Below are 17,105 nucleotides of genomic sequence, written 5' to 3' on the forward strand. Positions count from 1 at the left end.
GTGTTATTCCCCTTGAGAAGCAGTTGCATGTGCTTCAGAAGCTGAATGATCAGCGCCATGGTAGTTTGACATATAAGTATTGATCACAGATTCAAACAAACCTTGCTCAACAGAAGAATAGTAAGTCACAGGGTGTGGCTTAGTCGGATAAGGACCTTCTGCTTTAGCAGTCGCAGCAAGTTTCTTCTCTAAGTCAGTTCTTGCAGTTTCATTCATCACTTTGATTTGGTGCGCAGAGCGGTTACCGTCACGTAAAGTAGCAAATTCAGCTTTGTCTAAAACAGTTTTTTGAACTGCTTCTGGATTTACTGAAGTACCTTTACCTGCTTTAACACTTGCAACCCATTCAGCAAATTGAGCATCAGTCACAGCATGTGCACGGAAGCGCATTTGTGAGAAGCCATAGCCAGAATAGTTAGAAGAGAAACCACGATATCCTTCAGCAGGACTTGTTTCATCTGATAATAAATGAAGATGAGTCTGCATGCCCGCCATTGCGTAGATTTGACCACTTAGCGCAGGAATGAAGAAAGAGTTCATTGTAAAGTTAGATGTTAAACGAAGGTTTACAGGAGTTTTTTCCGGGAAACGTAATTCGTTTACAGTCGCAATGCTTTGCTCTGGATAGATGAAGATCCATTTGAATTGTTCTGCAATAACTTGAACAGTTAATGGCGCTTTATCAGATTCAAGTGGTTTGTATGGATCGTACTTGTGTGAACCAACCCAAGTTAGAACCGCTAGAATACCAATAATAATCACAGGAATACCCCAAACTACAATTTCAATTGCAGTAGAGTGTGCCCATGTAGGTTTATAGTCTGCATCTTTATTTGACGCGCGATATTTCCAACCAAACCACAAAGCCATAATGATTGATGGGATTACCACCAATAACATTAGGTAAATCGCAGTCATCATCAGGCTACTTTGACCTGCTGCTACTGGACCTTTTGAGTTTAGAAGTACTAGATCACCACCGCAACCTGTTAACAGTGCGGCCATCATTGATAAAGACAATACAGCTAATGTCGTTTGTCTCATTTTACAACCTCGGTGAAGAGTCCCATTCCCTAATTAAATATGGGATAGCGATTAAAGTGTCTGATATGTTCAAGCTTTAATGTTCAAATTAAACTAAAAATCTTGAAATCATCGGACACCGCTACGTTGTAGGGCATTATGCCTTATATCTATGAACTAAGCTATATCTAAAGGTGCTTTAAATGACTGTAATAAAAACCAATTTTGTTAGTCGGAATTAATTATATTTATAAATTTTTATTTGAAATATCAAGGCAGTGAAGGGTAACAAGGACATTATTATGCCCTTGTGTATTTTCGGTAACTTATTGCTTTACAACTTTGGTTTTAGCAAGTTTGTCATGCAAGGTTTGACGATTTTTGTTAAAGCTAAACGCATAATCGATAATAGAAAAGAATGGCAGTAAATAAAACGTTGGTAAAATAAACAAAACACTGCGTAAAGTGAATCCACGCATTAATGAAACCTTTTCATTTGTGTTTACATCTACAATTTTAATCTTTGCTAAACGTTTACCAATACTTTGACCATGTTTAGCCAATAAAATTGCTTGAATTGCGAGCATACTAACAATGTAAATACCAACAGCAATCCAAGCTTCATTTGGAATGAGTTGAAATAATTCCGATTGAACTTTGAGTGCTTGTTCTGAAGTTGTAGCTGCTTGCATTTTCTGTTGAATTTCAGTTAGAGCAGTGAATTGAGTTTGGTTTAAGAAAAATGAAGGGATAACCGCAGCAGGAATCCAAAGTAGAATATCTAAGCCTTTAGCCAATGCACGTGAACCAATTGATGCAAGTTCAGGCTCAACTTTTTTATTCACGCTAATATTGTGAATACTTGGGTTTTGATAAGTTTGTTGTGTTTTATCAAAATTTGGTACAGATGGTGGTGCTATATAACCAGCAGGTTCGTACACAAGTTTACCTTGTGTGAGTTCGCCCAATGCTTTCCATTCAACCATACCTTCGTGCCAAGCTAAATCCGTAAGTAGAATTTGTTGGCTCGCGAGCATTTGATTAACTTGTTCAACAGTATATGGACCAGCTTGTTGATTATTTCGTGCCAAATAAATCTGCATAAATTTTAAATCTCAAAAACGTGCTAAGAGTATAAATGAAAAAAGACCCTAATTAGGGTCTTTTTTTAACACAGATTCTTATGCTTGTTGAGCTTTTTCTTTCTCAGATAAGAAGAACCAAGTTTCAAGCACTGAGTCTGGGTTTAAAGAAACAGAGTCAATACCTTGTTCCATTAACCATTTTGCTAGATCAGGATGGTCTGATGGACCTTGACCACAAATACCTACGTATTTGCCTGCTTTACGACATGCTTGAATAGCCATAGAAAGAAGTACTTTCACAGCGGCATCACGCTCATCGAATAGGTGAGAAACAATACCAGAGTCACGGTCTAAACCAAGAGTTAATTGAGTTAAGTCGTTTGAACCGATAGAGAAACCATCGAAGTGTTCAAGGAATTGTTCAGCCAATAATGCGTTCGTTGGAAGCTCACACATCATGATCACTTTAAGACCATTTTCGCCACGTTTTAAGCCATTAAGTGCTAATAACTCAATTACGCGTTTAGCTTCAGCAACTGTGCGTACGAAAGGAATCATGATTTGGATATTTGTAAGACCCATTTCATCACGTGCTTTTTTCAATGCACGGCATTCAAGTTCGAAGCAGTCACGGAAGTTATCTGAAACGTAGCGGCTAGCACCACGGAAACCAAGCATTGGGTTTTCTTCTTCAGGTTCGTATAACTTACCGCCAATTAAGTTTGCGTATTCGTTTGACTTAAAGTCAGACATACGAACAATTACTGGTTTATCAGCAAATGCAGCAGCAAGCGTTGAAATACCTTCTACTAATTTCTCTACATAGAAATCGATAGGAGAAGAGTAGCCCGCAGTACGCGCCATTACAGCAGCACGAGTTTCGCGAGGTAAGCTTTCAATGTTAAGCAATGCTTTAGGATGCACACCAATCATACGGTTGATGATGAACTCTAAACGAGCAAGACCAATACCGGCGTTTGGAATTTGAGCAAAAGAGAATGCGCGATCTGGGTTGCCAACGTTCATCATTACTTTGAACGGAAGGGGCGGCATAGATTCAACAGAGTTGCGTTGAATTTCGAAGTCTAAAGCACCTTCGTAAATAAAGCCTGTATCACCTTCAGCACATGAAACTGTAACTTCTTGACCATCTGTCAAAATTTCAGTTGCATTGCCACAACCAACAATTGCAGGAACGCCAAGTTCACGTGCAATAATTGCAGCGTGACAAGTACGACCACCACGGTTTGTGATAATCGCAGCAGCGCGTTTCATTACTGGTTCCCAATCTGGATCTGTCATGTCAGATACAAGAACGTCACCGTCTTGTACTTTATCCATTTCTTTGATGTCAGTAACAATACGAACTTTACCAGAACCGATACGTTGACCAATTGAACGACCCTCACAAAGAACAGTACCTTTTTGTTTTAATAGGTAGCGTTCCATTGTGCCGACATTTTCACGGCTTTTTACAGTTTCAGGACGTGCTTGAACGATGTAGATTTCACCGTCATCGCCATCTTTAGCCCATTCGATGTCCATTGGAGCACCGTAATGGTTTTCGATAATAAGAGCTTGCTTAGCAAGTTCTTGTAGTTCGTGGTCATTTAACGCAAATTGTTGACGATCTGCTTTTTCAACATCAACGATAGAAACTGATTTGCCTGCAGAAGCATCATCGCTATAAATCATCTTTTGGTGTTTAGAACCCAAATTACGACGAAGAATTGCGTGTTTACCTGCATTTAAAAGCGGTTTAGAAATATAGAATTCGTCAGGGTTAACTGCACCTTGAACAACCATTTCACCCAAACCGTAAGAAGCTGTAATAAATACAGCATCACGGAAACCAGATTCAGTATCTAGTGTAAACATTACACCAGCAGCACCAGTTTCAGAGCGAACCATACGCTGAATACCCGCAGACAATGCAACAACATCGTGTGCAAAGTTTTGGTGTACACGGTAAGAAATAGCGCGATCGTTATATAACGATGCGAAAACTTCTTTAATTGCGATAAGTACGTTGTCGATACCGCGAATGTTTAGGAATGTTTCTTGCTGACCTGCAAACGATGCATCTGGTAAATCTTCCGCTGTTGCAGAAGAGCGTACCGCAACTGCAATGTCAGGATTACCATTTGAAAGCGCTTCAAAGGCAGTACGAACTTCTTTTTCAAGTTCAGCTGTCAGAGGAGTGTCGACAATCCATTGACGAATTTTTGCGCCTGTTTCTGCAAGAGCAATTACATCCTCAACATTGAGTGCTGCAAGCTCTGCATTAATTTTAGCGTTTAGGCCACTTTGCTCGAGAAATTCACGATACGCCGAAGCTGTAGTTGCAAAACCACCAGGGACAGATACACCAGCGTTAGATAGGTGGCTGATCATTTCGCCTAATGATGAGTTTTTCCCACCAACTAGCTCAACGTCATGTTTCCCTAATTTTTCTAGACCAATTACGCGCGCTTCCAAAGTTGTTACTCCACTTTTGCAGTATTAATCACTATCTTGGCATGAGATTATAACAAAATACTTAGTAATTTGGTTGAACTAAGCTACAGTCATGTAAGATGGCTTACTATAAAGATTTAATAGCACTAAGACAAATGTTTCGGGAGAATTTTAATGTCGGAAGAAAAACAAATTAAGCGTAGTGTTTTCTTTGTTTCAGATGGTACAGCAATTACCGCTGAAACACTTGGACACTCACTATTAGCGCAGTTTCCGCATGTTAATTTTGACATACATATTATTCCTTATATTAGTTCAGAAGAATCGGCAACAAATGTCGTTGCTGAAATTAATGAATGTGCAAAAAGAGATGGTCAAAAGCCTTTGGTGTTCGATACATTAGTAGACCCGTATGTTCGAGACATTATTAATACTGCAGATGCTATAAATCTTGATGTTTTTGAAGGTCTTATTAGTAAATTGTCTGATGAGTTAGGCACAGAACCTACAACTTTAGTCGGGCAAACACATGCTGTAACAGATTCAGAGTCTTATAAATCTCGTATTGATGCTGTTCATTTTGCTTTAGATAACGATGATGGCGCTAGAACACGTCATTACGATAAGGCAGATTTGATTTTAATTGGGGTGTCTCGTTCGGGTAAAACACCAACATCAATTTACTTGTCATTACAATTTGGTATACGTGTAGCGAACTATCCTTTAACGGAAGAAGACCTCGATGACAACCGTTTACCAGCCGTTTTAAAAGAGCATAAACATAAGCTTTTTGGTTTAATGATTGATGCAGAGCGTTTGGTAGCAATACGTTCAGAGCGTAAGGCGAATAGTCGTTATGCAAGTTTCAGCCAGTGCCAAATGGAACTTCGTGCAATTGAAGGCATTTATATTTCAGAAGGTATTAAATATTTAAATGTATCTGAAATGTCTATTGAAGAAATTTCTACACGTGTGCTTCAGATGACTGGATTAAAACGTCGCATTAGTTAAAACAGTTGTTGTATTTAAAAAAAAGAGCCAAGTATTGGCTCTTTTTTATTAGAAATAATGAGTAAATAATCACAAAAAAATATAATAAAAATTGAGTTTTGCTCAGAAAATTTTAATTTTCATTAAAAGTAGTGATGATTAAATCGGCTGAAAAGCTTATACCATCAATGCTTTGTATGTTTGATGATGAAATTTTTTGAATAGGCCATGCGCTTAAAACACAATTTTCACGTTGTAAAGCAGCATAATAACTATCCGATTTTAGAAATACTTTAGGCAAATTGGCGCTATTAGGTGTAAGTAAATTTCTTAACCAAGGTGCTGTTATTTGAGATTCTAAAAAGCGTAATGACAATAATGTTTTAATTCTATTGTTAAATAAGCGACGATTTTTAATTAGAAGAGGGTGACTAATTAAGCGATTAATGCCTTTATCTGTTTTAGGTAAAATATAACGAGGTGTAATTTGAAAAACTTTTACATGATTTGCAGAGAGTGAAATATTTTCTAAATGTGAAACTGTATGTTGATCGGTGCCAATAATTGCAACATTCAGTTGGTCAAAACAGTAATTTACAATATCTTTAGATGAAATTATTGGAGCTTGAAAGTCTAAAAAATCTTCCTGTTGGTTTTGAAAAGACGACAATATTTCTCGCTGACTTTTGTATGCCATGCCAATTCCCCTAGAATCATTATTTTTTGAATTTTGGTTTTGGTTAATATTTATACAATGATTTGACGCATTCGGAAATTCTTTTTTTAATAGGATATAAGCATGAAAAAACAAAGGCTTATGTTTTTTCATAAGCCTTATAGAGAAATGACGTTCTATTGATTTTTTAGATGGATAAGATGCTCGAAATTTTCTAATCTTTTGTCTGTGTCATAAATATCACAAGTAAAGATAAATTCATCAACATTATATTGCGCCAAGATTTTTTCTAAGCCTGCTTTTACTGTTTCTATGCTACCAATTTGTGCCATTGCATAAAAATTATCGACGGACATTTTTTCAGAAACAGACCATAAGCCATTCATACTCTCAACAGGTGCTTTAAGTTTTAAACTTTGACCACGTAATAAGCCTAATACACGTTGATATGCACTGGTTGCTAAATAGTTTGCTTCTTCATCTGTTCGAGCAACAACAGTTGGAATGCCCATAGAAACATAGGGTTTATCTAAATATTCAGAAGGTTGGAAATTATCTCTATATAGCTGTATCGCTTGACCTAGCATGCGTGGGGCAAAGTGAGATGCAAATGAATAGGGAAGTCCTAAACGTGCAGCAAGTTGTGCGCTAAACAAACTTGAACCTAAAAGCCAAACAGGTACATTTGTGTTTTGACCTGGTGTAGCAACAATACGTTGATTTGGTTGTGCTGGTTTGAAATAGCTAAGAATTTCTAAAACATCTTGTGGGAATTGATCTTCGGTTTCTTGGCGACCACGTCTTAATGCGCGCATAGTCACTTGATCTGTACCAGGTGCACGACCCAAACCAAGTTCTATTCGATTTGGATATAAAGTTTGCAAAGTACCAAATTGTTCTGCAACAACAAGGGGAGCATGATTAGGTAGCATAATGCCGCCAGAACCGACTTTTAAAGTTGAAGTGTTCGCAAGAAGATATCCGAGCAAAACGGCAGTTGCTGAACTTGCAATGCCATCCATATTGTGGTGTTCCGCAAGCCAAAGTCTTTCATAACCAAGCTTTTCAGCATGTTGTGCAAGTTCTAATGCATGATGTAAAGAGAATTGAACTGACTTATCATCACGAACGGGAACAAGTTCAAGAATAGAAAATTTAATATCTTGCAATGAACGCATGATGTATTCCAAAAAGAGAAACTGACTTCATCATACGGTGTGAAAAGAGGTTTGTATATCGAAAAAAAACGATATATTGTTTTTAGCTGTAACTAAATAAAAAAAGCATCCGAAGATGCTTTATAAATGAATTAGCGATTTCCGTTTTTATACCAACCGTTATGGCGACCATTGTCTTTACGATATTTACGGTCGTTATAGCGGTAATCGTTGTATTTGTAATTATTGTCACGACGATCATAGCGGTCATCATAGCGACGATCTTCACTTACTTTTTTACCTAAAACTGATCCACCTGCAGAACCTGCTGCTGCACCAATATAACCACCATTTGTACCACCCATACTTTTACCAACAGTATAACCACCTGCACCACCTAAAGCACCACCAATAATTGCACCATTGCGGTCGCGTTTACTAGAAGATGCAGCAGCACCTGCGCCACCACCAATCGCGGAGCCAATCATTGCACCAGTTTGTCCACCCATGTGGTTGCCAATTGCTGCACCAACAAGACCGCCTAAACCAGAACTTATTGCAACACGAGTGTTATTGTCTGCTTGTGCGTTTGACATTGTTATTGCTGACGTTGCAATTACACTTGCGATTAAGATTGACTGAATTTTCATGAGTTTACTCCATACGAAGCATTATTTATCGATTAAGAATAATGTAATAAATGACTACGGGAAAATGATGGAGAGAACTGCAAACACAGTGTTTAATTGTTAAAAAATACTTTATATTTCTCCTTAATTTGTCTTAAATTACTTTAATTTCAGAAATAAAAAAAAGCACCCGAGGGTGCTAATGGAGAACTGTCTAAATCAAAAGGTAAAATTAACGACGCTTACGGTTATGTTTTTTCCATTTGCTGTTTTTTGAACTTGAGTATTGTTTGTCTTTAGAAATTTTATTACCTAAAGCTGCGCCACCCGCTGCACCTAGAGCAGAACCAACATAGCCGCCATTTGTACCGCCCATGCTTTTACCAACGGTATAACCAGCACCGCCACCTAAAGCACCACCAATTGCAGATTCTGTACGGTTACGTCGATCACTTGCTACTGCAGCACCACCAGCACCGCCTAAAGCTGCGCCAAGCGTTGCGCCTGTGTTACCACCCATATTTTTACCAATTGCCGTACCTGCGACACTACCTAATGCACTTGCAGCTGCAACACGAGTTGTACTATCTGCTTGTGCTGTCATTGCAAACATTGAAGAAGCTGCAAAAGTTGCGCTTAATAAAATTGCATTAAGTTTCATGGTATCTCCGTATCCTTATGGATTTGAATATTTATCTTGATGAGTAATTTAGCAAAGGGATTACTTCACAATATGAAGAGATGCGAGTGCTTTTAAGCAGTTTAGTTTCTACATTGTTGCGCTTTGTTAATTAGCACGTGAAAGGTGAAGTAAATATGAAGAAATGCGATTAAGAAGTAAGCAAGTTGGAAAAAGGTGATTAATAATGAAGTTTAAAGCGTAAAAAATTCTACAATTATTTTATTAAAGTAAAGATTTTTTCAGAATAAGCATTTCATTATGTATAGATACATACTTTGCTTATATACAAGTTAAATATGTCATTTACATCAAAGAATCGTTAAACTAAGCGCAATTTTTATTATGCCGATCTTGTTATAAAAACAAGTTGTGGCTTTTGTATTGAGATATTTAAAAAAATGAAAGAATCGTTACGTTTACGATTAGATCAGCTTTGTGACCGTCATGAAGAGTTAGAGGCGTTACTGGTTGATGTTGAAGTTATTTCGGATAATAAACGTTTCCGAAATTTGTCACGCGAGCATAATGACTTAACAGAAATAACGAATGTTTGGAAAAAATATACGCAAGCGGAAAAAGATATTGTTACCGCAAGTGAAATGCTAGCCGATCCTGATTTTAAGGAAATGGCGCAAGAAGAGATTCAAGAAAATAAAGCGATTATTAGTCAGCTTGAAGAAGATTTAAATATCTTAATGATTCCAAAAGATCCAAATGATGCAAACTCTGCGTATTTGGAGGTTCGTGCTGGAACAGGTGGTGATGAAGCCGCTATTTTCTCAGGCGATTTATACCGCATGTATAGTAAATATGCGGAATCTCAAGGTTGGAGTTTAGAAGTTTTATCTGAGAACCATGGCGAACATGGCGGTTATAAAGAAATCATTTGCCTGATTAATGGTGAAGGTGTTTATGGTCGTTTAAAGTTTGAAAGTGGCGCGCATCGTGTGCAACGTGTTCCTGCGACAGAATCGCAAGGTCGTGTTCATACATCTGCATGTACAGTTGCTATTTTGCCTGAAATTGATGTTGATACTACTGTTGAAATTAACCCATCTGAATTGCGTATTGATACTTACCGTGCTTCGGGTGCTGGTGGTCAGCATATTAACAAAACAGACTCTGCTGTTCGTATTACCCATTTACCAACAGGTACAGTGGTGGAATGTCAGGATCAACGTTCTCAGCATAAAAATAAAGCCAAAGCGATGGCTTTGTTAGTATCACGTTTAGAGAATGCCAAACGTGCTGTTGCTGATGCTGCAACTTCTGAAATGCGCCGTGATTTAGTAGGTTCAGGTGATCGTTCAGAGCGTATTCGTACTTATAACTATTCCCAAGGTCGTATGACAGATCATCGTATTAATTTAACTTTATATAAGTTAGATGCTGTAATGGAAGGTGATTTAACAGAACTTTTAGATAGTTTACATCGTGAATATCAAGCAGATCAGCTTGCAATGCTAGCTCAACAGAATGGTGGTTAAGTGAATATTGGACAGGCTTTAGCCTTACGTGGTGAACCAGAAAGTTACGAGCGCCAAGAAAATGCTTGGTTGCTTGAACACATCACAAAAATTGATTCATTTGACTTGGTCATGAAAAAGGCACAAGAGCTAACAGCTGAGCAAGAAAAAGCATATACATCTGCGCTTGAGCGAATTGCAGCAGGCGAGCCTTTAGCTTATGTAACGGGGTCTCAGCCATTTTGGACTTTAGACTTAAAAGTAACGAAAGATACTTTAGTACCACGTCCAGATACGGAAGTTTTAGTTGAAACTGTTTTAAAACTGGATTTACCTGAAGATGCTCGAGTTGCAGATTTAGGTACAGGAACAGGCGCAATTGCATTATCGCTTGCTTCTGAACGTTCTGAATGGAAACTTGTGGCTTCAGATATTTATGAGCCAACGTTAGAAGTTGCGAAATTTAATGCAGAAGAACACGACATTGAAAATGTTGAGTTTGTATTGGGTTCGTGGTTAAAACCATTTGGACGTCAATTTTTTGATGTGATTGCATCAAATCCTCCTTATATTGATGCCAATGATGCACATATGAAGGATTTAGCTACAGAACCAGAACGTGCTTTAGTTTCGGCTAAAAATGGTTTAGCAGATATTGAAGAAATTATTGTTCAAGCGAAAAAACATTTAACTGTAAATGGTTGGGTTGTTCTTGAACATGGTTATGACCAAGCAGATGCAGTTCAACATTTGTTTAGACAAGCAGGTTATAAACAAGTGCGAACAGTGAAAGATTATGGCGGAAATGATCGAGTTACATTAGGCTGCTGGCCACATTAATTTATAATAAATATGAAATAAAAAAGCGACTTTGAAAAGTCGCTTTTTTATGTGCTAAATAAATTACATTGGATAATCTTTTAAGCTATCAAATACTTCTACTTTAGAAAAAGCATCTGTTTCCATAGCTAAATAATATGCCACAATTTTAGCAGTACTTTCTAAATGAGTTTGAGTTAATGCTTCACCTGCAAGCAAAGCTTGAATTTCGTTTTGTTGTAAATCTAAAGCAATTGCAGTTTCTTGTGCTTGAGGCTGTGCAAAGAAATTCGCAATTATCGATTTAAGATCATTTTCAGACGTATTTTGAATATTCTGATGTAACTCATTTTCGATAGAGTCGGCTTTTGAAAAGAAAAATTGCGAAAAGTTTTGAACCAGATTTTGTTCAAATAGATCAATCATCTTAGACATGGGAGTACCTCTAGGGCAGGTTGATTTAGAAAATCGGATTAAGCAAATGCTTTAAATTGAGTGAAAATTAATCTATTAAGGCTGTTTATACAATATGGAAGCGATGAACGTTCAGTTCATTAAAATATGAAAGTAAGTCTATTTAGTTATCTATTTTTTAGATATGTAATTACAATGGAGTGATAGGTGTTGCTATTGTCATTACAAAATTTATTTTTAGTTGGCATTCAAGCTGTAAAATCATCATGCATTATTAATGCAAGTTTAATTAGATGCTGAGAATCAGTTTTAGAGCCAGAATCTTTAAGATATAAATTTTAAAGATTAAATTGAATTTAATGAAATATTTGTAAAAATAGAGCAGACTTTAGATGCATTATTTGTATTATCTTCCATAAACTTGGCTGAGTAATTGTTTTGACAGAAATATTCGATTCAAATTTAGAGCTTTCAGATGCAGAAATGCACTTATATTCACGTCAAATTTTACTTGATGGTTGGGATATTGAAGCTCAAGAAAAGTTAAAACTTGCCAATGTTTTGATTGTAGGCTGTGGTGGTATTGGGTGCACAACAGCAGAATTGCTTGCGCGTGCAGGTGTGGGTAAAATTACCTTAATAGATTCAGATACAATTGAAGTAAGTAACTTACAGCGCCAAATTGCATATACAGAACAAGATGTTGGTTTTTATAAGGCAGAAATTCTTGCAAAGCGTTTACAAGCAATTAATCCATTTATTGAAGTTCGTGCAAAACTAGAAAAGTTAGTTGAATTAAACAGTGAATTGTTAATTTCTCAGCAAGACCTTGTGCTAGATGGTTGTGATAATTTTAGTACACGTTATTTAGTAAATGCTGTTTGTCATCAGTTTTCAGTACCTTTAATTAGTGCTTCAGCAATTGGATTTCAAGGTCAACTATTTATGGTAGAGGGCGAATCAGCTTGCTACGAATGTTTATTCCCAAAAGAAGATCATGCGAATGAAAGTTTAAGATGTGCTGATTCAGGGGTTTTAGCGACAACACCCAACGTTATGGCAAGTTTGCAGGCTCATCATGCATTACTTTATTTAGGTTTAGGTTTATCACCATTAAAAGAGAAGTTATTACTTTGGGATGGTTTAAGCATGAAACAACGTATCGTTAATTTTCAAATTGATGAAAATTGTTCGACATGTCAGGTAATTTAATCCTGCATAAGTTCAAAATTTTGCTACACTCGGTGCAATTATTTTTTCCTAAGACATTATGAAAAAGAAAATTTTGTTAGATGGACTTAAGTCAGTTGCTCGGATGGGTGAAACTGCGGTTGTTGCTGCTAAAGCAGGTATTAAATACGCAACTGAAAAACCAAGTAACGCAAAATTAATGCGTGAAACTTTTGAATCTTTAGGTTCAACTTATATTAAGTTAGGGCAGTTTATTGCCAGTACGCCATCACTCTTTCCGCGTGAATATGTAGACGAATTTCAAGGTTGCTTAGATCAAACACCAAAACTGCCATTTAGCTACATTGAAGGTGTTTTAGCATCTGAATTTGCAGGGCGCGATTTAGGTGATATTTTTGCCTCTATCGATGAAACGCCACTTGCATCTGCTTCAATTGCACAAGTTCATGCTGCTAAATTAGTGAGCGGTGAAGATGTTGTCATTAAAGTTCAAAAACCTGGTGTAGAAACTATTCTTTATACAGATTTAAATGTATTACATTGGTCTGCAAAAATTTTAGAAAAAGTTGTTCCAAAAGTGAAGTTTGCTTCACTAGCAGATATTGTTGAAGAAATTAAAAACCGTATGGTTCGTGAAGTCGACTTTATTGAAGAAGCGAAAAATATTGATGATTTTGTTCAATATTTAGAACTTACGCAAAATAAAGCCGCAACAGCACCAAAGGTCTATCACCAATACTCAACACGCCGTGTGTTGACCATGCAACGTTTATTTGGTGTGCCATTAACAGACTTTAACGTTGTAAAAAAAGTATCAAAAGATCCATCTCAAGTTTTAATTACAGCCATGAATACATGGTTTGGTAGCTTGATGATGTGTAATAGTTTTCATGCTGATTTACACGCAGGAAACCTGATGCTACTTGAAGATGGTCGTGTTGGCTTTATCGATTTTGGGATTGTTGGACAGCTAAAACCTGAAGTTTGGACAGCATGTATTGCATTTATGGATGCGTTGCAAAAAACTGATTTTCCATTAATGGCTGAAAATATGCTGAAAATGGGGATGACGGATCGAGAAATTGACACCAAAGTTTTAGCGGATGATTTAGAGCGTCTATTTAGTGGTGTATTACTTGCAGATCCACAAGAAATTTTGTCGTCAAATCCTGCCGATTTAAATGACATTATGATGGATATGGTTGCTGTTGGTGAACGTCATGGAATTCGCTTCCCACGAGATTTTGCTTTGCTCTTTAAACAAATGCTGTATTTTGATCGCTTTATGCGCATTCTAGCGCCATATACAGATATTTATGCAGACCAACGTTTACAGATGGTGCAAACTATAGACCCAAATCTTTTATTAAAACATTAATAAAGATTTAATTTAGTTATAAGGTTGAGTTATGGATGCAATCATCATTGAAGGCTTAAAAGTGGATACCGTAGTTGGATGTTTCAATTGGGAACGTCAAATTATTCAACCACTCATGCTTGATTTGACTTTGCAAACAAATCTTGAACAGGCTTCAAATTCAGATGAACTTGAAGATACTATGAACTATGCTGAAATTTGTGAAATTTCAGCAAAAGTGATTCAAGAAGCTCAACCAAAATTGATTGAACATGCTGCAAAATTGGTGATAAATGCATTATTTACACAATTTTCAGCAATTGAATCAATCATCATCACGATCCGTAAGCCTGCAATTATCCCGCAAGCCAATTCTGTAGGAATTCGTCTTGAACGACACCGAAACGATTTTCGCGCTAGCATTAGCGAGTAATTTCGAGCCTGAATTTAATTTTAAAAAAGCCTATAACAGAATCCTAACGCTAGGTGATGTTCAGTTTTCTAATATTTATTTAATACCATGTCGTGATGGTGTTGGTGATGATTATTGGAATTCTGCATGTTTAATTAAAAGTAAATATGCTGTAGATGAAATTCTATCTATTTTAAAAAAAATGGAAGAAGAGTCGAATCGTGTACGACCATCTCATAAAATTTCATTAGATGTCGATTTAATTGCATGGGGAACGCAATTAGATGGTATGCAATTTAATCCGAAAAAATTACCTTTGGCTTTAGATGTGAAAGTTCCAATGTCAGATATTTGGCATAATTCTTTGTTTGAATCTCCTAATACTTCATATCCAAAAATTCAAAATTGATATATCATATGAAAAATGTGACTTATTACGCATTAAATTAATTTTAGTGTATATTCCGTTTGTATTTAGATACATTTAAATAAAAAATTTAGATAATGAGAACGGATATGTTAAATAACACATTAAAATTAAGTTTATTAGTTGCTGCTGTAGCTGCATCTTCATCGGTATTTGCTGATAACCATACATTTTCATTAGGTTATGCACAAACTGAAGTTGAAGGCTTTACAGATTTAAAGGGTATTAATGCTCAGTATCGCTACGAATGGGATTCCCCATTTAGCTTATTAGCATCTGTATCTTATATGGAGCGTAAAGCGACTATGGTTGATGCTCCAGATGAAATTTATAAAACAAAAGTAGAGTACACATCATTTTTATTAGGTCCAGCTTATCGTTTTAATAATGTTGTAAGTGCTTACGCGCTTGTTGGTGTTGCTAAGATTGATTCAAAAGATGATGAATATGATGATGTTGGTTTTGTTGAATCTGAGAGTAACTCAGCAACAGAATTAGCTTACGGTGCAGGTGTTATTGTTAATCCTATTCAAAATTTATCAATTAATGTGGGTTACGAAGGTTCTAAACTAACAAGTAAAAATTCTGATAAGCAAGCATTTAACGGCTTTAATGTAGGTGTTGGCTACCGTTTTTAAGATTTAGAATATTTAAAAAGGCTCAGAAATCTGAGCCTTTTTTGTATTGATAAATAAGGGATTATTTGATGGCTTATAAAAACAAGAAACCCTTAAAAAAATAAGATTTATTTGTAAAACTCATAACTATTATCAATTAATCAAGTTTTAAAATGAAAGTACTTATGTTAACTTTAATGTAATGCTTAATTGTTTTTTAATAATATCTAATTAATTGGGCAGTTTTTTACAATAATTTTAGGATATAACATGTTAGTTAAAAATATTAGTCTGGGTTTACTATTGGGTTTTGTTGCTTCAACTTCTGCTATGGCCGCAACACATACTGTTTCATTGGGTTATGGCCAGTCAAAAATTAATGAAAGTGAAGGGCTAAAAGATTTAAAGGGTGTTAACGTTCAGTACCAATACGAAACCCAATCTCCATGGGGCGCAGTTGTTTCATCTTCTTATCTTACTGGGGATGAAACACTAGCAGCTGATGATGGGCGTGAGAAAATTGATGGAAAATATTTTTCACTTTTAGCTGGTCCATCGTATCGCTTTAATGAGTATGTGAGTACATATGTACTTGCTGGTTTTTCCCATATTAAAGCAGAAGTAGATGAGCTTGATTTTGATGGTACATATCATTCAAATACAAAAAACTCTGAAACGGGTTTTGCTTATGGCGTTGGTCTTACTGTAAATCCTATTCAGAATATCGCGATTAATGTGGGTTATGAAGGAACTAATGTAGACAGTACTAGATTTAACGGCTTCAACGTAAGCGTTGGTTACCGTTTCTAAGTCCAAGAAGATTTAAAAAAGGCTCAAAACATTGAGCCTTTTTTTATATATTGATTATGAATTTATTGGGTTTATGATTTGTTTTGAGATTTGGATTGAAATGAAATGAAAAGAATAGGAATGATATTTGAATCGGTAAATGATTTATTTGTCTAAGGATTGAACTATTTTGGAAATTAAAGGTTTATTCATTTTCTAAACAGTGGTACAAATAAAAATAAAGTGTTCAGTGAAAGTAGGTACATCTTATGAAAACCACAGTAAAGTATGTTGTATTAAAAAGTTTAGATTACCAATTAGGAACGCCATTATTTCAGGAAGAAATTGATGCAGATTCACAATATTTTGATCAAATTCCTGCTGTTATTTCGTTTCAAAATCATCAGTTTAAAGTAAAGTCAAAAGAACAAAAGCGAGTTTATTTAGCTGAAGAGCAAGAAGAAATGCAAACAATTATCGTAAAAGTTATTTCACAAGTTTAAGTTTCATACTTTTCATTTGAATTAAAAAGCTCGCATCTGCGAGCTTTTTAATATATTCAGTAATTAGATAGTAATTTGTTCAGTTTTGCTGATTAAGATAGCTGTAAAAATTGGTACACCAAAACTTGGAAGCATCAGTAAAATCCAAAATTCCACAAGGTTGTGGTCACTCAATGCTTTTATGAGAATAGTACCAACAACAAGAACTAAGGCTAAACAGCTTGCAAATAATACAAAGAATTTTTTAAGCATAAAATAATTCCATAAAATATTTAAGGATTTAATTACTATACGCCTAAATGAATAGAAATACATCTGAATATGCTTAAAAGAAGGGCAGTATTTTTAAATCAATAATATGATGAAGTTCTTGTTTCATAATACGTAAATTAAAATATTTTGTATTTTATG

General features: G+C 35.9%; 19 protein-coding genes. 10 read left to right on the forward strand and 9 right to left on the reverse strand.

The window, feature by feature from the left end:
• Positions 1-3: 3 nt before the first annotated feature.
• The 3 genes from cyoA to ppsA all read right to left on the reverse strand — a co-directional run bounded on the left by cyoA (position 4) and on the right by ppsA (position 4,586).
• A complete protein-coding gene (gene cyoA, locus SKM54_RS03800) occupies positions 4-1,044 on the reverse strand; it encodes a ubiquinol oxidase subunit II (RefSeq protein WP_321087157.1) in 1,041 nt (346 codons plus the stop codon).
• A gap of 305 nt (positions 1,045-1,349) precedes the next feature.
• Positions 1,350-2,126: an RDD family protein gene (locus SKM54_RS03805; protein ID WP_321094175.1), complete on the reverse strand. Its 777-nt coding sequence runs from the start codon at positions 2,124-2,126 to the stop codon at positions 1,350-1,352.
• A gap of 78 nt (positions 2,127-2,204) precedes the next feature.
• Positions 2,205-4,586, reverse strand: a complete 2,382-nt coding sequence (ppsA, locus tag SKM54_RS03810) for a phosphoenolpyruvate synthase (protein ID WP_154773466.1) — start codon at positions 4,584-4,586, stop codon at positions 2,205-2,207.
• 153 nt (positions 4,587-4,739) lie between these two features.
• Between ppsA and ppsR the strand changes: the two genes are divergently transcribed.
• The gene (ppsR, locus tag SKM54_RS03815) at positions 4,740-5,576 is read left to right on the forward strand and encodes a posphoenolpyruvate synthetase regulatory kinase/phosphorylase PpsR (protein ID WP_321087161.1); all 837 of its coding nucleotides are present in this window, start codon (positions 4,740-4,742) and stop codon (positions 5,574-5,576) included.
• Positions 5,577-5,688: 112 nt separating this feature from the next.
• On the opposite strand, the gene SKM54_RS03820 is transcribed toward ppsR, so the two are convergent.
• The 4 genes from SKM54_RS03820 to SKM54_RS03835 form a co-directional block, all read right to left on the reverse strand.
• Complete coding sequence (locus tag SKM54_RS03820) at positions 5,689-6,252, reverse strand: NAD(P)/FAD-dependent oxidoreductase (RefSeq protein WP_321091078.1); 564 nt, start codon at positions 6,250-6,252, stop codon at positions 5,689-5,691.
• Positions 6,253-6,407: 155 nt separating this feature from the next.
• Complete coding sequence (locus SKM54_RS03825) at positions 6,408-7,409, reverse strand: LLM class flavin-dependent oxidoreductase (protein ID WP_321094177.1); 1,002 nt, start codon at positions 7,407-7,409, stop codon at positions 6,408-6,410.
• Positions 7,410-7,540: 131 nt separating this feature from the next.
• The gene (locus SKM54_RS03830) at positions 7,541-8,038 is read right to left on the reverse strand and encodes a hypothetical protein (RefSeq protein ID WP_154773470.1); all 498 of its coding nucleotides are present in this window, start codon (positions 8,036-8,038) and stop codon (positions 7,541-7,543) included.
• A 211-nt stretch (positions 8,039-8,249) separates the two neighbouring features.
• Positions 8,250-8,678: a glycine zipper domain-containing protein gene (locus SKM54_RS03835; protein ID WP_154773471.1), complete on the reverse strand. Its 429-nt coding sequence runs from the start codon at positions 8,676-8,678 to the stop codon at positions 8,250-8,252.
• A gap of 419 nt (positions 8,679-9,097) precedes the next feature.
• On the opposite strand from SKM54_RS03835, the gene prfA reads away from it, so the two are divergent.
• Both prfA and prmC read left to right on the forward strand, forming a co-directional pair.
• On the forward strand, positions 9,098-10,186 hold the full coding sequence (gene prfA / locus SKM54_RS03840) for a peptide chain release factor 1 (protein WP_154773472.1): 1,089 nt from the start codon (positions 9,098-9,100) through the stop codon (positions 10,184-10,186).
• Positions 10,187-11,005, forward strand: a complete 819-nt coding sequence (gene prmC / locus SKM54_RS03845; RefSeq protein ID WP_321094180.1) for a peptide chain release factor N(5)-glutamine methyltransferase — start codon at positions 10,187-10,189, stop codon at positions 11,003-11,005.
• Positions 11,006-11,068: 63 nt separating this feature from the next.
• Here prmC and SKM54_RS03850 read toward each other — a convergent pair whose 3' ends face one another.
• The gene (locus SKM54_RS03850) at positions 11,069-11,419 is read right to left on the reverse strand and encodes a hypothetical protein (protein WP_248103440.1); all 351 of its coding nucleotides are present in this window, start codon (positions 11,417-11,419) and stop codon (positions 11,069-11,071) included.
• A 462-nt stretch (positions 11,420-11,881) separates the two neighbouring features.
• On the opposite strand from SKM54_RS03850, the gene SKM54_RS03855 reads away from it, so the two are divergent.
• The 7 genes from SKM54_RS03855 (at position 11,882) to SKM54_RS03885 (ending at position 16,694) form a co-directional block, all read left to right on the forward strand.
• A complete protein-coding gene (locus tag SKM54_RS03855) occupies positions 11,882-12,610 on the forward strand; it encodes a HesA/MoeB/ThiF family protein (RefSeq protein WP_321094543.1) in 729 nt (242 codons plus the stop codon).
• Positions 12,611-12,668: 58 nt separating this feature from the next.
• On the forward strand, positions 12,669-13,967 hold the full coding sequence (locus SKM54_RS03860) for an ABC1 kinase family protein (RefSeq protein ID WP_321094183.1): 1,299 nt from the start codon (positions 12,669-12,671) through the stop codon (positions 13,965-13,967).
• Positions 13,968-13,998: 31 nt separating this feature from the next.
• Positions 13,999-14,379, forward strand: coding sequence for a dihydroneopterin aldolase (gene folB, locus SKM54_RS03865; protein ID WP_154773475.1), 381 nt, complete (start codon positions 13,999-14,001; stop codon positions 14,377-14,379).
• Positions 14,336-14,767 carry a 2-amino-4-hydroxy-6-hydroxymethyldihydropteridine diphosphokinase gene (locus SKM54_RS03870; protein ID WP_321094185.1) on the forward strand — a complete coding sequence of 144 codons (432 nt, stop codon included), beginning with the start codon at positions 14,336-14,338 and terminating at the stop codon, positions 14,765-14,767. Before folB ends, SKM54_RS03870 begins: the two co-directional genes overlap by 44 nt.
• Before the next feature lie 107 nt (positions 14,768-14,874).
• Positions 14,875-15,423 carry an Ail/Lom family outer membrane beta-barrel protein gene (locus tag SKM54_RS03875; protein WP_321094188.1) on the forward strand — a complete coding sequence of 183 codons (549 nt, stop codon included), beginning with the start codon at positions 14,875-14,877 and terminating at the stop codon, positions 15,421-15,423.
• A 249-nt stretch (positions 15,424-15,672) separates the two neighbouring features.
• Complete coding sequence (locus tag SKM54_RS03880) at positions 15,673-16,212, forward strand: Ail/Lom family outer membrane beta-barrel protein (RefSeq protein WP_321094191.1); 540 nt, start codon at positions 15,673-15,675, stop codon at positions 16,210-16,212.
• A gap of 248 nt (positions 16,213-16,460) precedes the next feature.
• The gene (locus tag SKM54_RS03885) at positions 16,461-16,694 is read left to right on the forward strand and encodes a hypothetical protein (RefSeq protein ID WP_321094194.1); all 234 of its coding nucleotides are present in this window, start codon (positions 16,461-16,463) and stop codon (positions 16,692-16,694) included.
• A 63-nt stretch (positions 16,695-16,757) separates the two neighbouring features.
• Here SKM54_RS03885 and SKM54_RS03890 read toward each other — a convergent pair whose 3' ends face one another.
• Positions 16,758-16,946 (reverse strand): hypothetical protein, encoded by a 189-nt coding sequence (locus SKM54_RS03890; RefSeq protein WP_321094197.1) that lies wholly within the window; start codon positions 16,944-16,946, stop codon positions 16,758-16,760.
• Positions 16,947-17,105: the final 159 nt, after the last annotated feature.

The sequence above is a fragment of the Acinetobacter faecalis genome (assembly GCF_034187745.1).
In the GTDB taxonomy this organism is placed as follows: Bacteria; Pseudomonadota; Gammaproteobacteria; order Pseudomonadales; family Moraxellaceae; genus Acinetobacter; species Acinetobacter faecalis.

What these genes read in the sequence shown, in the direction of transcription:
- cyoA (WP_321087157.1), bottom strand. Translation starts at nt 1,044, where the DNA reads ATGAGACAAACGACATTAGCTGTATTGTCTTTATCAATGATGGCCGCA.
- SKM54_RS03805 (WP_321094175.1), bottom strand. Translation starts at nt 2,126, where the DNA reads ATGCAGATTTATTTGGCACGAAATAATCAACAAGCTGGTCCATATACT.
- ppsR (WP_321087161.1), top strand. Translation starts at nt 4,740, where the DNA reads ATGTCGGAAGAAAAACAAATTAAGCGTAGTGTTTTCTTTGTTTCAGAT.
- SKM54_RS03820 (WP_321091078.1), bottom strand. Translation starts at nt 6,252, where the DNA reads ATGGCATACAAAAGTCAGCGAGAAATATTGTCGTCTTTTCAAAACCAA.
- SKM54_RS03825 (WP_321094177.1), bottom strand. Translation starts at nt 7,409, where the DNA reads ATGCGTTCATTGCAAGATATTAAATTTTCTATTCTTGAACTTGTTCCC.
- SKM54_RS03830 (WP_154773470.1), bottom strand. Translation starts at nt 8,038, where the DNA reads ATGAAAATTCAGTCAATCTTAATCGCAAGTGTAATTGCAACGTCAGCA.
- SKM54_RS03835 (WP_154773471.1), bottom strand. Translation starts at nt 8,678, where the DNA reads ATGAAACTTAATGCAATTTTATTAAGCGCAACTTTTGCAGCTTCTTCA.
- prfA (WP_154773472.1), top strand. Translation starts at nt 9,098, where the DNA reads ATGAAAGAATCGTTACGTTTACGATTAGATCAGCTTTGTGACCGTCAT.
- SKM54_RS03850 (WP_248103440.1), bottom strand. Translation starts at nt 11,419, where the DNA reads ATGTCTAAGATGATTGATCTATTTGAACAAAATCTGGTTCAAAACTTT.
- SKM54_RS03855 (WP_321094543.1), top strand. Translation starts at nt 11,882, where the DNA reads ATGCACTTATATTCACGTCAAATTTTACTTGATGGTTGGGATATTGAA.
- SKM54_RS03860 (WP_321094183.1), top strand. Translation starts at nt 12,669, where the DNA reads ATGAAAAAGAAAATTTTGTTAGATGGACTTAAGTCAGTTGCTCGGATG.
- folB (WP_154773475.1), top strand. Translation starts at nt 13,999, where the DNA reads ATGGATGCAATCATCATTGAAGGCTTAAAAGTGGATACCGTAGTTGGA.
- SKM54_RS03875 (WP_321094188.1), top strand. Translation starts at nt 14,875, where the DNA reads ATGTTAAATAACACATTAAAATTAAGTTTATTAGTTGCTGCTGTAGCT.
- SKM54_RS03880 (WP_321094191.1), top strand. Translation starts at nt 15,673, where the DNA reads ATGTTAGTTAAAAATATTAGTCTGGGTTTACTATTGGGTTTTGTTGCT.
- SKM54_RS03885 (WP_321094194.1), top strand. Translation starts at nt 16,461, where the DNA reads ATGAAAACCACAGTAAAGTATGTTGTATTAAAAAGTTTAGATTACCAA.
- SKM54_RS03890 (WP_321094197.1), bottom strand. Translation starts at nt 16,946, where the DNA reads ATGCTTAAAAAATTCTTTGTATTATTTGCAAGCTGTTTAGCCTTAGTT.